Source organism: Rhodococcus ruber (genome assembly GCF_016804345.1).
In the GTDB taxonomy this organism is placed as follows: domain Bacteria; phylum Actinomycetota; class Actinomycetes; order Mycobacteriales; family Mycobacteriaceae; genus Rhodococcus; species Rhodococcus ruber.
On the sequence record NZ_CP044211.1, the window covers coordinates 4,628,193 to 4,642,002 of the forward strand.

Annotated in this window: 12 protein-coding genes, 1 pseudogene and 2 riboswitches; of the genes and pseudogenes, 6 read left to right on the forward strand and 7 right to left on the reverse strand. The window is 74.4% G+C overall.

Features of this window, described 5'->3' with window-relative positions:
- Positions 1-24 precede the first annotated feature (24 nt).
- Entirely contained in the window at positions 25-786 is a 762-nt protein-coding gene (locus tag F1734_RS21255) for a cobalt-precorrin-4/precorrin-4 C(11)-methyltransferase (protein WP_010593201.1), read from the reverse strand.
- Positions 783-1,985 carry a precorrin-6y C5,15-methyltransferase (decarboxylating) subunit CbiE gene (gene cbiE, locus F1734_RS21260; protein ID WP_203011013.1) on the reverse strand — a complete coding sequence of 401 codons (1,203 nt, stop codon included), beginning with the start codon at positions 1,983-1,985 and terminating at the stop codon, positions 783-785. The genes F1734_RS21255 and cbiE overlap by 4 nt, the downstream gene beginning before the upstream one ends.
- A 34-nt stretch (positions 1,986-2,019) precedes the next feature.
- Positions 2,020-2,216, forward strand: a riboswitch (cobalamin riboswitch).
- 35 nt (positions 2,217-2,251) lie between these two features.
- On the opposite strand from cbiE, the gene F1734_RS21265 reads away from it, so the two are divergent.
- The 5 genes from F1734_RS21265 to F1734_RS21285 all read left to right on the forward strand — a co-directional run bounded on the left by F1734_RS21265 (position 2,252) and on the right by F1734_RS21285 (position 8,767).
- The gene (locus F1734_RS21265; RefSeq protein WP_203011925.1) at positions 2,252-4,189 is read left to right on the forward strand and encodes a VWA domain-containing protein; all 1,938 of its coding nucleotides are present in this window, start codon (positions 2,252-2,254) and stop codon (positions 4,187-4,189) included.
- The gene (gene cobO, locus F1734_RS21270) at positions 4,190-4,804 is read left to right on the forward strand and encodes a cob(I)yrinic acid a,c-diamide adenosyltransferase (RefSeq protein WP_048772124.1); all 615 of its coding nucleotides are present in this window, start codon (positions 4,190-4,192) and stop codon (positions 4,802-4,804) included. It begins immediately after the preceding gene.
- 61 nt (positions 4,805-4,865) lie between these two features.
- On the forward strand, positions 4,866-7,226 hold the full coding sequence (locus F1734_RS21275; RefSeq protein WP_203011927.1) for a bifunctional hydrogenobyrinic acid a,c-diamide synthase/histidinol phosphate aminotransferase CobBC: 2,361 nt from the start codon (positions 4,866-4,868) through the stop codon (positions 7,224-7,226).
- Complete coding sequence (locus tag F1734_RS21280; RefSeq protein ID WP_203011014.1) at positions 7,214-8,158, forward strand: cobalamin biosynthesis protein; 945 nt, start codon at positions 7,214-7,216, stop codon at positions 8,156-8,158. Before F1734_RS21275 ends, F1734_RS21280 begins: the two co-directional genes overlap by 13 nt.
- 51 nt (positions 8,159-8,209) lie before the next feature.
- Complete coding sequence (locus F1734_RS21285) at positions 8,210-8,767, forward strand: hypothetical protein (RefSeq protein WP_010593209.1); 558 nt, start codon at positions 8,210-8,212, stop codon at positions 8,765-8,767.
- Positions 8,768-8,815: 48 nt separating this feature from the next.
- Here the strand turns inward: F1734_RS21285 and F1734_RS21290 are convergent, their stop codons facing one another.
- From F1734_RS21290 to F1734_RS21305, 4 genes are read right to left on the reverse strand one after another with little or no spacing between them, the layout of a single operon-like run.
- Entirely contained in the window at positions 8,816-9,550 is a 735-nt protein-coding gene (locus tag F1734_RS21290; protein WP_064066614.1) for a cobalt-precorrin-6A reductase, read from the reverse strand.
- Positions 9,547-11,040, reverse strand: a complete 1,494-nt coding sequence (locus tag F1734_RS21295) for a cobyric acid synthase (RefSeq protein WP_119699986.1) — start codon at positions 11,038-11,040, stop codon at positions 9,547-9,549. Before F1734_RS21295 ends, F1734_RS21290 begins: the two co-directional genes overlap by 4 nt.
- Before the next feature lie 5 nt (positions 11,041-11,045).
- Positions 11,046-11,861: a CbtA family protein gene (locus F1734_RS21300; protein WP_010593212.1), complete on the reverse strand. Its 816-nt coding sequence runs from the start codon at positions 11,859-11,861 to the stop codon at positions 11,046-11,048.
- Positions 11,862-11,872: 11 nt separating this feature from the next.
- The gene (locus F1734_RS21305; protein WP_003938359.1) at positions 11,873-12,037 is read right to left on the reverse strand and encodes a CbtB domain-containing protein; all 165 of its coding nucleotides are present in this window, start codon (positions 12,035-12,037) and stop codon (positions 11,873-11,875) included.
- A 59-nt stretch (positions 12,038-12,096) separates the two neighbouring features.
- A riboswitch (cobalamin riboswitch) is annotated at positions 12,097-12,210 on the reverse strand.
- A 45-nt stretch (positions 12,211-12,255) separates the two neighbouring features.
- On the opposite strand from F1734_RS21305, the pseudogene F1734_RS21310 reads away from it, so the two are divergent.
- Positions 12,256-12,805, forward strand: a pseudogene (locus tag F1734_RS21310) (histidine phosphatase family protein).
- A 6-nt stretch (positions 12,806-12,811) separates the two neighbouring features.
- On the opposite strand, the gene F1734_RS21315 reads toward F1734_RS21310, so the two are convergent.
- A complete protein-coding gene (locus F1734_RS21315; RefSeq protein ID WP_059174344.1) occupies positions 12,812-13,744 on the reverse strand; it encodes a cation diffusion facilitator family transporter in 933 nt (310 codons plus the stop codon).
- Positions 13,745-13,810: the final 66 nt, after the last annotated feature.

Consider the following 13,810-nt stretch of genomic DNA (forward strand, 5'->3'; position numbering starts at 1 on the left):
GTCACGGCGCGCGCGGATTCCGGTTCACCGTGTGAAGCCGCTGCGGTCCCGCGCCGGGTCGTAGAGGTGCGAGCACGCGACGTCCGCCGACCGCACGCCCAGGGCACGGCCGACGACGATCACCGCGGTGTGCTTCAGTCCCGCCGCCTCGACCTTGTCGGCGAGGTCGGCGAGCGTGCCGCGCAGCACCAGCTCGTTCGGGCGGGACGCGAACGCCACCACCGCGGCCGGACAGTCGGCGCCGTACTCGACGCTCAGCTCCTCGGCGAGGACGCGGATGCGGGTGATCGCCAGGTGCAGCACGAGGCTCGCGCGCAGGCCCGCGACGCGGGCGAGGGCCTCGGTGTCGGGCATGGTCGTCGAGCGGGCCTGCGTGCGGGTCAGCACGACGGTCTGCACCAGCTCGGGCACGGTCAGCTCCGCCCCGAGGGTCGCCGCGGCGGCCGCGTAGGCCGGCACACCGGGCGTGACGTCCCACGGCACTGCCGCGGCATCGAGCCGGCGCGTCTGCTCGGTCAGGGCCGAATACAGCGACGGGTCACCGGAACACAAGCGGACGACGTCGAGGCCGCGGCGGTGGGCGTCGACGAGGTGCGCGGTGATCTCGTCCAGGTCCAGGCGCTGGGTGTCGACGAGCTCCGCGTCGTCCCGGCAGTGCGCGAGCACCTCGTCGTCGAGATAGGTGCCGGCGTAGAGCACCACCGGCGCCTCGCTCAGCAGGCGCGCGGCCCGCAGCGTCAGCAGGTCGGCCGCACCGGGCCCGGATCCCACGAAGTGAACTGTCATCTCACGCCTTTCGTCACCTGCCACTGCACCACCGGGCGCAGCGCCTGCCAGCCGCTGAACCCGCCGAGTGGTGCGGCCTGTTCCACGGTCGTCCGGGTCAGCTCCCCGCCGTGGGTCTTCCACCACTGCACCAACGTCGACTCGGTTTCGAGGGTCACCGCGTGCGCGACCAGACGGCCACCCGGACGCAGTGCCGCCCAGCAGGCTTCGAGCACTCCGGGAATCGACCCGCCGCCGCCGACGAAGACGGCATCGGGGGTGTCGAGACCGGCGAGCGCGTCGGGGGCGGCGCCGCGCACCACCACGACCGACGGGACGCCGAGCCGCGCGGCGTTGCGGCCGATCCGGTCGGCGCGCGTCTCGTCGCGTTCGATCGCCACCGTGCGGCAGCGCGGATCGGTGCGGGCCCACTCGATGCCCACCGACCCGGCGCCGGCCCCGACGTCCCACAGCAGTTGCCCCGGCCGCGGCGCGAGCGCGCACACCGCGGCGAGCCGGATCGGGCGTTTGGAAATCTGACCGTCGTGCTCGAACGCGTCGTCGGCCAGGCCGGGCGTCGCGGGATACCCCTCGGCTCCGGAGCATTCGATGCAGACGACGTTGAGCGCGGGCGCGTCGCCGGACCAGTCGTCGGCGGCGGCGGTGCGCCGCGCCTCCTCGGGCGCGCCGAGGTCCGACAGCACGGTCAGGGTGCTCGCGCCGAACCCGTCTCGGCGCAGCAGGTCGGCGACCCGCGCCGGGGTGGAGCCGTCGGAGGAGAGCACGATCAGCCGCCGCCCCCACCCGAATGCGCGGCGGACGGCGTGCACGTCCCGGCCCACCAGCGTCACCACGTCCACCGACTCGGCGCTCCACCCCATGCGGGCGCGGGCCAGCGCCACCGACGACACGGCGGGCAGCACCGTCACCGCGTCGGCGCCGAGCCGGTCGATCAGGGTGGTCCCGATGCCGGAGACGAGCGGATCGCCCGACGCGACCGCCACGATCGTGCGGCCGCGGTGCCGCGCGAGCAGCGCGTCGAGTCCGTCGCGCAGCGGGGACGGCCACGGCTCGCGGACGGCGCCGGTCTCGGGCAGCAGCGCCAGATGGCGCCGCCCACCGAGCAGGACCTGCGCGCCGAGCACCGCGTCGCGGGCGGGGGGCGGCAGGCCGTCCCAGCCGTCGGCACCCATGCCGACGACGGTGATGTGTGAGCCCATGGCGTCGAACCCTAGCCGGTGCGGTTAGACTCGGCGCCGGCAAGACAATCGAGGTGCCCCTCACGGGGATAATCGGGAAGCCGGTGTGAATCCGGCACAGGCCCGCTGCGGTGACCCGGGAGTCGTCGATCATGCGCATCACGCGCAGCCACTGGACCGCCCGGTCCGGGAAGGCGATCGCACGGCGTCCGACCGGGAAGTCCGAATACCGGCCTCGATTCCGTTTGCCGAGAAGACATCCCAGCGGGAGCCTGTGGAGGTTGAAAGTGCACGTGTATCCGTTCAGTGCCGTCGTCGGCTCCGACGACCTCGCGCTGGCCCTGTCCCTGTGCGCGGTGTCGCCGTCGATCGGCGGGGTGCTCGTGCGCGGGGAGAAGGGCACCGCCAAGTCGACCACGGTGCGCGCCCAGGCCGCGCTGTTGCCGCAGGTCACGGAGGTCGCCGGCTGCCGGTTCGCGTGCGACCCCGCCGCCCCCGACCCGTCCTGTCCCGACGGCCCGCATCCGCACGGTGCGGCGGCGCAGACCCGGCCGGCGCGGCTGGTGGAACTGCCCGTCGGCGCCACCGAGGACCGGGTCACCGGCTCCCTGCACCTGCAGAAGGCACTGTCGGGGGGCACCGCCGAGTACGAGCCGGGCCTGCTCGCCCGGGCGCACCGCGGGGTGCTCTACGTCGACGAGGTCAACCTGCTGCACGACCATCTCGTGGACCTGCTGCTCGACGCCGCGGCGATGGGCCGGTGCTCCGTCGAGCGCGACGGGGTGTCGGTCTCGCATGCCGCCCGGTTCGTACTGGTCGGAACGATGAACCCGGAGGAGGGGGAGCTGCGTCCGCAGCTGCTCGACCGCTTCGGGCTGACCGTGGAGGTGGCCGCGCCGCGCGATCCGCAGGTGCGGGCGGAGATCGTGCGGCGGCGCCTGGCGTTCGACGCCGACCCGGTGTCGTTCGTCGCGGGCTGGGCCGACGCCGAGGCCGAGCTGGCGCGGCGGCTCGCCGCGGCCCGCGAGCGGCTGCCGCACGTGCGGCTCGGCGACGACGCGCTCGTCGCGATCGCGGAGGTGTGCGCGGCGTTCGATGTCGACGGGATGCGCGCCGACCTGGTCACCGCGAAGACCGCCGTCGCGCACGCGGCCTGGGCGGGTCGCGACGAGGTCACGCGGGAGGACATCGCGGTCGCGGCGCGGCTCGCGTTGCCGCACCGTCGTCGCCGCAACCCCTTCGACGAGCCCGGCATGGACGAGACGCTGCTCGACGAACTCCTGGGCGACCGGGCCCCCGAGCCGGACCCGGACGATCCCGGCCCCGGCCCCGGCGGTGCCGGTCCCGACGGTCCCGGAGGCGGCGAAGCGACGCCGGACCGGGACGACCGTGCGGCGGGCGCCGGCGCGGCGACGTCCGTCGCGACCCCGGCCGAGCCCTACCGGACCCGCCTGTTCACCGCCGACCGCACGGGCCGCGGCACCGCGGGCCGGCGCTCCCGGGCGCGCACGACGGTCGGCCGCACGGTCGGCGAGCGTCGCGCCGACACCGGCCCCGTCCACCTGCCCGCCACCATCCGCGCCACCGCCGCCCACCCGTGCGCGTTTCCGGTAGCGGGAACTACCGGAAACGCGCACGGGTGGCAGGTGCGGCGGAAGGTCGTCGAGGGGCGGGAGGCCAACCTGGTGCTGCTGTGCGTCGACGCCTCCGGCTCCATGGCGGCGCGGCAGCGGATGACGCAGGTCAAGACGGCGATCCTGTCGCTGCTGCTCGACGCCTACCGGCGCCGCGACACGGTGGGTCTGGTGACGTTCCGCGGGGATCGCGCCGTGCTCGCCCTGCCGCCGACCAATTCGGTGGACGTGGCCGCGGCTCGGCTGCGAGAGCTGCCGGCGGGCGGGCGTACCCCGCTCGCCGAGGGACTGCTCGAGGCGGCCGAGACGATCCGGCGGCATCGGCTGCGCGAACCCGACCGGCGGGCACTGCTCGTCGTGGTCACCGACGGCCGCGCCACCGCAGGCTCGGACGCGGTGGCCCGGTCCCTCGCGGCCGCCGACCGCATCGCCACCGCCGGGATCGACGCGGTCGTCGTGGATTCCGAGACCGGCCGGTTCCGCATGGGTCTCGCGGCCCGGCTCGCCGAACGGCTCCACGCCGAACACGTTCCCGTCGGCGAGGTTCACGCCGACGCGCTCACCACCGTCGTCCGAGGAAGGGCCGCGTAGATGCCGAAGGGACAACCGGTCGCCGTGCCGGACGACGGTCTCACCACCCGCCAGCGCCGCAACCGGCCGCTGCTGATGGTCCACACCGGCGACGGCAAGGGCAAGTCGACCGCCGCGTTCGGTCTGGCACTGCGCGGATGGAACCAGGGCTGGTCGGTCGCGGTGTTCCAATTCGTCAAGTCCGCCAAGTGGCGTCTCGGTGAGCAGACCGCCTTCGAGACCCTCGGCGACCTGCACACCGAGCGCGGCACGGGCGGCCCGATCGAGTGGCACAAGATGGGCTCCGGGTGGTCGTGGTCCCGCAAGGACGGCACCGAGGAGGACCACGCCGCCGCGGCACTCGCCGGGTGGCGGGAGATCCAGCGCCGGCTCGCCGCCGAGCAGCACGGGCTGTACGTGCTCGACGAATTCACCTACCCGATCGGCTGGGGCTGGATCGACGCCGACGAGGTGGTGCGGACGCTCGCCGCGCGTCCCGGCCACCAGCACGTCGTGATCACCGGCCGCCGGGCGCATCCGGCGTTGATCGAGGCCGCGGATCTCGTGACCGAGATGACGAAGATCAAGCACCCGATGGACGCGGGCCAGAAGGGCCAGAAGGGCATCGAGTGGTGACACTCGGGTGTGGCAGCGTGGTGACACTCGGCAGCGTGGTGACACTCGGGGTGGCAGCGTGGTGACGCTGCCGCGGCTGGTGATCGCCGCGCCGGCGTCCGGGCACGGGAAGACCACGGTCGCAACGGGTCTCATGGCCGCACTGCGGTCGGCCGGGCACACCGTGTCGGGGCACAAGGTCGGCCCGGACTACATCGACCCCGGCTACCACGCCCTCGCGACGGGCCGGCCGGGACGTAACCTCGACGCGCACCTCGTCGGCACCGGCCTGCTCGCACCGCTGCTCACGCACGGCGCCCGCGGCGCGGACGTCGCAATCGTCGAGGGCGTGATGGGCCTGTACGACGGGATGCTCGGCGCCGACGGTTTCGCGTCCACCGCCCACACCGCCACGGTGCTCGGCGCCCCGGTGGTCCTCGTCGTCGACGTCTCGCACGCCTCCCGTTCCATCGCGGCGGTGGTGCACGGCATGGCCACGTTCGACCGCGGTGTCCGCATCGCCGGGGTGATCCTGAACAAGGCCGGTTCGGTGCGGCATTCCGACGAGGTGGTCGAGGCCCTGGCCGCGACGGGCGTTCCGGTGCTCGGGGTGCTGCAGCGCGACGACGGGATCTCGGCGCCGTCGCGGCATCTGGGGCTGGTGCCGGCGCAGGAGCGGGCCGGGGCGGCCGCCCAGCTCGACCGGCTGGCCGCGCAGATCGCCGCGCGCGTCGATCTTGCCGAGGTGATGCGGATCGCCCGCAGCGCACCGGCTCTCGTCACCGAACCGTGGGAGCCGGGCGAGTCGGCCGAGGACGGACCGGTCGTCGCGATCGCCGGGGGTCGCGCCTTCACGTTCCGCTACGCCGAGACCGAGGAGATGCTGCGCGCCGCCGGGTGCCGCACCGTCGTCTTCGACCCGCTGCGCGACGAACGCCTGCCGGACGGCACCGCCGGAATCTACCTCGGCGGCGGGTTCCCGGAGGTACACGCCGCCGACCTGGCTGCGAACACGCCGCTGCGCGAGCATCTGCGGGCCGCGATCGCGGCCGGCACGCCCACCGTCGCCGAGTGCGCGGGCCTGCTGTACCTGTGCCGCGACGTGGACGGCGCTCCGATGGTCGGCGCGGTCGACGCGTCCGCGCGGATGACCCCGCGGCTCACCCTCGGCTACCGCACCGCCGTCGCGCCCCGCGACACGCTGCTCGCCCCGGCGGGCGCTCGGGTGACCGGGCACGAATTCCACCGCACCACCGTCGATTCCACCGGCGAGCCGGCGTGGCTGCTGGGCGGTAGGCCCGACGGGTTCGCCTCCGCCACCGTGCACGCGTCCTATCTGCACACCCACTGGGCCGGGCATCCGGTCCTTGCCCGGCGGTTCGCCGAGGCGGTGCGGGCCGCGACGCCGGTCCCCCCGCCGCCACGCACGACCCGTACCGCCGCACCGGACCTGCAGCACCACGGTGACCGGGAGGCGACCCCCGGCCTGGTGGATCTGGCCGTCAACGTCGCGCGCCGGCCGCGTCCGGACTGGCTGGAGGCGGCACTGACGGGCTCGCTGGCCGAACTGGACCGGTATCCGGATCCGCGGCCGTGCCGCGCGGCCCTGGCCGCGCGGCACGGCCGCGATCCGCACGAGGTGCTTCCCACCGCCGGCGGCGCGGAGGCGTTCACCCTCGTCGCCCGCGCCCGCCGCTGGGCGCGACCGGTGGTGATCCACCCGCAGTTCACCGAGCCGGAGGCGGCGCTGCGCGTCGCCGGGCACGAGGTGACCCGGGTGCTGTTGCGGGCCGAGGACGGGTTCGTCCTCGACGCGGCGCCGGTGCCCGACGACGCCGACCTCGTGGTCGTCGGCAACCCGACGAACCCGACCGGGGTGCTGCACCCGGCTGCCGCGCTGCGGGCCCTGGCGCGCCCCGGGCGGGTGCTCGTGGTGGACGAGGCGTTCATGGATGCGGTACCGGGAGAGACCGAATCGCTTGCCGGGGAGTCGATTCCGGGTGTCGTGGTGATCCGCTCGCTCACCAAGACGTGGGCGATTCCCGGGATCCGCGCCGGATACGTGCTCGGTGACGAGTCGATCGTCGCCGAACTGGCCGCGCACCAGCCACCGTGGTCTGTGTCCACACCGGCGGCGGCGGCGATGATCGCGTGCGCGTCGGCGGCGGCCACGGTCGAGGCCGAGCGGGCCGCCGTGCAGATCGCGGCCGACCGCGCCGTCCTCGTGGACGGCCTGACCGCCCTCGGCGTCGCGGTGGCCGGACCGTCCGCGGCGCCGTTCGTGCTGGCACACGTCCCGGCCGGCACGCGGGAGCGCCTGCGGGGCCGGGGGTTCGCGGTGCGCCGCGGCGACACGTTCCCCGGCCTCGGCGCGGACTGGGTGCGCATCGCGGTGCGCGACCCGCAGACGACCGCGGCGCTGCTCGAGGCGTGGCCGACGTGAATGCCCGCGCCGCCGGCCTCGTCCTGGGCTATGCCGCCGACCGGGCGTTCGGCGATCCCCGCCGGTTCCATCCGGTGAGCGGCTTCGGCCGGATCGCGCGCGCGACCGAACGGGCGCTGTACGCGGATCACCGGGCGGCCGGGGCACTGTTCACCGTGGTGCTGGTCGGCGGCGCCACGGGGCTCGGCTACGGCGCGGACCGCCTCACCCGGCGGCGCCCGCTGCTGCGGACGGCGGTGACGGCGGCCGCGACGTGGACCGTGCTCGGCGGCCGCTCGCTGGCGCGGGAGGCCACGACGATCGACGGCCAGCTGCGCCGTGGGGATCTGCCCGCCGCGCGACGGCAGGTCACCCACCTCGTCGGCCGCGACCCGTCGCAGCTCGACGCCGCCGGCGTCGCCCGCGCCACGCTCGAGTCGCTCGCGGAGAACACGTCCGATGCGGTGGTCGCGCCGCTGCTCTGGGGTGCGGTGGCCGGGCCGGCGGGTCTGCTCGGCTACCGGGCCGCGAACACCCTCGACGCCCGCGTGGGCCACTGCACGCCCCGTCACGAGCGGTTCGGCTGGGCGTCGGCCCGGTTCGACGACGTGCTCAATCTGGCTCCGGCGCGGCTGTCGGCGCTGCTCGCGGTCGGCCTGGGCGGCCGGCCGGGTGCGGCGCTGCGGGCCTGGCGCCGGGACGCCCACCGGCACCCGAGCCCGAATGCGGGTCCGGTGGAGGCCGCGTTCGCCGGGGCGCTGGGGGTCACGCTGGGCGGGGTGAACGTCTATCACGGTGTCGTCGAGGACCGCGGCACTCTCGGTGACGGTCCGCCGCCGCAGCCGGCGGACCTGGGGCGTGCGGTGCGGCTCGCCGCGCGGGTCGGCGTGGGAGCGCTGGCGGTGTGCACTGTCCTCACGGTCGCGACCAGGGATGTGGCGCGCATCACGTAAGAGGTGTAACACTGTAATCAGTGAAACACCCTTCGTCCCGAGGAGGACGACATGCGACACACCCCCCACATGCACGGACCCCGCTTCGGACGCCCCGGCGGCTGGCAGCAGGCCGACGTCCCCGATGCGAGCGACGCCACCGAGTGGTTCTCCGGACGACTGCCCGACGACTGGTTCACCGGCCCCGCCACCATCGAGGTCGACCGCGAGGAGATCGTCGTCGTCGGGGAACTCCCCCCGCCCGAGGACGCCGGCGCCGCGGCCGTCGACGGGCGCATCGCCCGCTTCCGGGAGAGCACCCGCCCGGACCGCATGCGCATCGCCGACGAGGCCGAGGCCCGCTACGGCCGGAAGGTCGCCTGGGGCGTCACCCTCGGCGATCGCCGGGTGTTGTTCACCCACTTGGCCGTTCCGGTGATGACCCGGCTGCGCCAGCCCGAGCGCAAGGTCCTCGACACCCTCGTCGACGCCGGCGTCGCCCGGTCGCGCTCCGACGCGCTCGCCTGGTGCATCAAGCTCGTCGGCACGCACAGCGAGCAGTGGCTCGCCGAGCTCCGGGAGGCGATGCGCAAGGTCGACGACCTGCGCGCCGAGGGCCCGCAGGTCTGACGCCGCAGATCCCCGTGGCCGCGCGCGCGAAATCCGGCGCGCCGGTGTCTATTTCGTCATCGGCTCGGAGGCCCAGGCGACGGCCTCGGCGACCGTCGTCACCGTCGGCACCCCCGGCGGCGACGGCGGTCGGCGCACGACGACGACCCGCACGCCGAGTTCGGCCGCGGCGTCGAGCTTGGCGCGGGTCAGGTCCCCGCCGGAGTCCTTCGTGACGAGCACGTCGACGCCGTGGCCGGCGAGCAGCGCCCGCTCGCCGTCGAGCGTGTAGGGGCCCCGGGCGAGCAGCACCGTCCACGAGTCCGGCACGTCGAGGTCCAACGGTTCGACCACCCGCACGAGGACACGGTGCCGCGCGAGGGGGCCGAGGAAGCGGTCGAGGGTCTGACGTCCCGTGCTCAGGAACACGCTCGTGCCCCCGGCCGCTGCCACGGCCGCGGCGTCGTGGTCGTCGACCCACGTCCAGTCGGCGGTGCCGGTCCAGCCCGGCCGCGCGAGGCGCAGCAGCGGCACCCCGGCCGCCGCGCACGCGGTCGCGGCGTTGCCGCTGATCCGCGCGGCGAACGGGTGCGTCGCATCGACGACCCGGTCGATCCCGTTGCCGCGCAGGTACTGTTGCAGTCCCTCGACGCCCCCGAAACCGCCGATCCGTACCTCGCCCACCGGCAGCCGCGGGTTGCGTACCCGTCCCGCGAGCGACGACAGGTACGCCACCCCCGCGGTCTCCAGACGAGCGGCGAGCGCCCGGGCCTCTCCGGTGCCACCGAGAACGAGCACCGTCATGCCAGGCCGCCGGTCAGGGTGGGCAGCGCGGGCCGGTCCCCCAGCATCCCGAGCAGGGTGTCGACGTCGAGGTGCTCCTCGATCATGTCGGCGAGCACCTCGAGGCGGGCCTCGCGTGCGTCGTGGAAGCCGACGGTGCCGGTGGCGACGTCGCGGCCGGTGAGTGCGGCGACCTCGCGGAGCCAGGCGGTGCGCAGGGCGTCGGCCTCGAGGCTGCCGTGCCACATGGTGCCGAACACCGTTCCCGCCCGGGCGCCGCCGAGGAACTCCTCGTCGCCGCCGCGGGAGATGCGGCCGTGGTGGATCTCGTAACCCGAGGCGGGGACGCCGAGCGCCGTCCCGGTCGGCAGCCGCAGCACCTTCTCGGGTTCGAAACGGGTGTGCACGTCCAGCAATCCGAGCCCGTCCACGCACGCATCGCGCGTGCCTTCGACGCCGTGCGGATCGGCGATCCGCCGGCCGAGCATCTGGAATCCGCCGCAGATGCCGAGCACCACGCCCCCGCGACGGGCGTGGTCGGCGACGGCGGTGTCGAGGCCGCGACCGCGCAGCCACGCGAGGTCGGCGAGGGTGGCGCGGGTACCGGGCAGGATCACCACGTCGGCACCGGCGACGGCGCGGGGGTCGTCGACGAACCGCACCCGCACGTCCGGCTCGAGGCACAGGGCGTCGACGTCGGTGAAGTTGCTGATCCGGGGCAGCGTCACCACCGCGACGGTGAGCGCGCCGGCGCCGTCGTGGGCGGGTCGCGACGACAGGGCCAGCGAGTCCTCCGAGTCCAGCCAGAGGTCGCGCTGCCACGGCAGGACACCGAGAACCGGCCTGCCGGTGAGCTTTTCGAGCGTGTCGAGGCCGGGTCGCAACAGCCCGACGTCGCCGCGGAACTTGTTGATCACGAATCCGCGGACGAGGGCCTGGTCGGGCGCGTCGAGCAGGGCGAGGGTGCCGTACATGGCGGCGAACACCCCGCCGCGGTCGATGTCGCCGACGAGCACCGTCGGCAGGTCGCCGTGCCGGGCCAGACCCATGTTGACGTAGTCATGGGCCCGCAGGTTGATCTCGGCGGCGCTGCCGGCGCCCTCGCAGACCACGACGTCGAAGCGGGCGCGCAGGTCGTCGAATGCGGCGAACGCGGCGTCGGCGAGATGCCGTCGCCCGCCCGCGAACTCGCCGGCCTCGAGGTGCCCCGCGGGGCGGCCGAGCACGACGACGTGGCTGCGACGGTCGCTGCCGGGTTTGAGCAGCACCGGATTCATCGCGGCCTCGGGCGTCGCGCGGGCCGCCACCGCCTGGATCCACTGCGCGCGGCCGATTTCCACGCCCGCACCGGTGTCCGGGTCGAGGGCCACCATCGAGTTGTTGGACATGTTCTGCGCCTTGAACGGCGCGACCGACAATCCGCGTCGGGCCAGGGCCCGGCAGATCCCGGTGGTCACCACGGTTTTCCCGGCGTCGGAGGTGGTTCCGGCGACGAGCAGGCCCTGTCCCACGCCGGCTACGCCACGCGGACGGGTGCGCGCCGATCGGCGCGTTCGGTGAGGAACGCGAACGCCACCCCCAGGGCGAACCACAATGTGGTCTGGATGACCACGGACGCAACGCGGAAGTCCCACAGCAGCGTCGCCGGGAATCCGGCACCGACCTCGTCGATCGTCGGCAGCACCGCATATCCGAGGCCCACCACGACGAGGAAGGCCAGGACCGGGCCTGCGAGCCGGACGGTGCGCATCTCCTGGCGGGCGAGGGCCTTCGCGACGGCGACCGCCACCGCGAGCGCGACGAGGCCGAGCACGACCGTCGCGACCCACAGGAGCGTGCGCTGGTCGATGGTGTCCGGGTCGCCCACCGCGGGCGGATTGGCCGGGTACTTCAGGAACGGCACCGCCGCGACCGCGAGCCAGCCGGCTCCGGCGCCGAGCAGTCCGAGCACCGGACCCGACAGCGTGGTGTGGCGGCGCGCGAAGTGCAGCACCGAGGCGTACAGCGCACCGAGCGCCAGCCCGCCGAGGGTGGTGGCGAGGATCAGGCCCGCCTTCTGCCCGGTGCGGCCGACGAGGGCGTCCTCGCCGTGGCTGTGACCGGCGGATCCGGCCTCGTGCGTGTGGGTGTGTGCGCCGGTGGCGGCGTGTTCGGCGGCGGATTCCTCGAGCGCGATCGCGGCCTCGATGTGCGGCTCGCCGATCACGAACGCGACGGCGCCGGCGAGCAGGCCCGCGAGGAGACCGGCGAGCAGGCCGCGCAGCAGGATCCGGGTGTAGGGACCGGCCAGTGGGACGCTGTCCGAGACGGCGGCATCCGGGTGCGGTGACACGGCCCCCGCGCTCAGTGACACGGCAGGCCGAGCAGGTGCCGGCCGTCGTGCATCAGTTCGTGCATGAACATGCCGGTGCGCGACACGGCACCCTGGTCGAACCCGACCAGGTAGAGGGTGACGAAGGCGAGCAGCACGACGGCGGTGATCGCGGCAGCCAGCGCTGCCGAACCCATCGTGGACTCGGGGGTGTGGACAGTAGCCAAAGCATCCTCCTGGGATAACGCGTCCCGTCGAAAGTTCTTGCACCGAGGGAGTTTTCTGACTCCCGGACGTCACGTCCGGTCACAGTGGCGCGACCGCTCCGGACTTGCACCGGATTGCCTGCACCTCGGCACGGGTAACGAAGGAACATTCGCACCCCCGCCTTCCCCTGTCAAGGCGAACGCGCGGGGTGTGGTTCGATGACGCCGTGGTTCGTCTCACCCTCCTGGCCCACGCCTCGACGGAGGCGCAACGCGCCGTCCGGTTCCCCGCCGACGAGCCGCTGTCGCAGCGCGGCAGGCGCGAACTCGGGCGCGTGGTGGCGCCGGTGGCCGACCGCGTCGTCGTGGCGCCGGAGCGCCGCACCACCGAGACCGCGGCCGCGCTGGGCGCGACGGCCGGTGTCGATCCCGCGCTGCGGGACCTGGACTACGGCGACTGGGCGGGGCTGGCCATGGACGAGGTGCCGGCCGCGGGTCTGCACGAGTGGCTGACCGATCCGCACGCGGCACCGCACGGCGGCGAATCCGTCGCGGCGCTGGGGTGACCGGGTGGCGGGATGGCTCGACGAGCTGGCGCCGGGACGGGTCGTCGCGGTGACCCACCCCGCGGTGATCCGCGCCGCGACCGGGTACGCACTGGGCGCGGGACCGCGGTCGTTCTGGCGGATCGACGTGCGTCCGCTCGCCCGGGTCCGGCTGCACGGACGGTCGGGCCGGTGGTCGCTGCGGCTGGACTGAGCCGCGCTACCAGGTGACGTTCTCCTCGCAGCGCCGCCCGTTGACGGTCGTCTCGACCTGCACGGTGGCGTGCTCGAGCCCGTGCGAGGTGAGGACGGCGCGGGCCGATTCGAGCACCCACTGCGGGTCGTGGTCGCTGATCAGGTGCACCGTGGCGACGTCCATCCCGGTCGTCAGGGTCCACACGTGCAGGTCGTGGACGCCGGTGACGCCGGGCAGGGCGGACAGGTCGGCGCGGACCCCGTCGACGTCGAGGTGCGCGGGCGACGCCTGGGTGAGGATGCGCAGCGACGCCGCGGCCAGCCGCACCGCCCGCGGCACCACCCACAGCGAGATGAGGACGCCGACGACGACGTCGGCGAGGGTCCAGTCGAACAGCAGGACCAGGGCGCCGGCGACGAGGACGCCGACGCTTCCGACCGCGTCGGCGAGGACCTCGAGGTAGGCACCGCGGACCGCGAGACTGTCCTTGGCATCGGCGCGCAGGAGCAGCATCACGACGAGGTTGGCGGCCAGACCGGCCGTCGCGGTGAGCACGAGGGCCGTGCCGGGGATGTCGGGGGCGTCGCCGATGCGGTGGATCGCTTCGTAGAACACCCAGACCGCCACGACGAGCAGGAGTGCGGCGTTCGCCATCGCGGCGAGCACCTCGGCACGGTGCCAGCCGAAGGTGCGGGCGGCGGCGGTGCTCCCGCGCCGCGCGAGGATCAGGGCGGCCATCCCCATGGACATGCCCACCACGTCGGTGAGCATGTGGCCGGCGTCGGCGAGCAGGGCGAGCGAGTCGATCCACAGGGCGACGCCGGCTTCGAGGAGCAGGAACGCCACCAGGATCGCGAGGGCGATCGCCATCCGCCGCAGCCGCCCCCGCGACGGCCCCGCCTCGCCGGGCGCACCGGCTCCGGCGTGACCGTGCGAATGACCGTGTCCGACCCCCATGATCCTCCCTCCGAAGTTTCGGCCATCATATGCAGACATACGCATATGTTCAACGGAGGGGTGGAT

Coding starts and splice junctions, on each gene's coding strand:
- F1734_RS21255 (WP_010593201.1), bottom strand. CDS start 786: ATGACAGTTCACTTCGTGGGATCCGGGCCCGGTGCGGCCGACCTGCTG.
- cbiE (WP_203011013.1), bottom strand. CDS start 1,985: ATGGGCTCACACATCACCGTCGTCGGCATGGGTGCCGACGGCTGGGAC.
- cobO (WP_048772124.1), top strand. CDS start 4,190: ATGCCGAAGGGACAACCGGTCGCCGTGCCGGACGACGGTCTCACCACC.
- F1734_RS21285 (WP_010593209.1), top strand. CDS start 8,210: ATGCGACACACCCCCCACATGCACGGACCCCGCTTCGGACGCCCCGGC.
- F1734_RS21290 (WP_064066614.1), bottom strand. CDS start 9,550: ATGACGGTGCTCGTTCTCGGTGGCACCGGAGAGGCCCGGGCGCTCGCC.
- F1734_RS21305 (WP_003938359.1), bottom strand. CDS start 12,037: ATGGGTTCGGCAGCGCTGGCTGCCGCGATCACCGCCGTCGTGCTGCTC.
- F1734_RS21315 (WP_059174344.1), bottom strand. CDS start 13,744: ATGGGGGTCGGACACGGTCATTCGCACGGTCACGCCGGAGCCGGTGCG.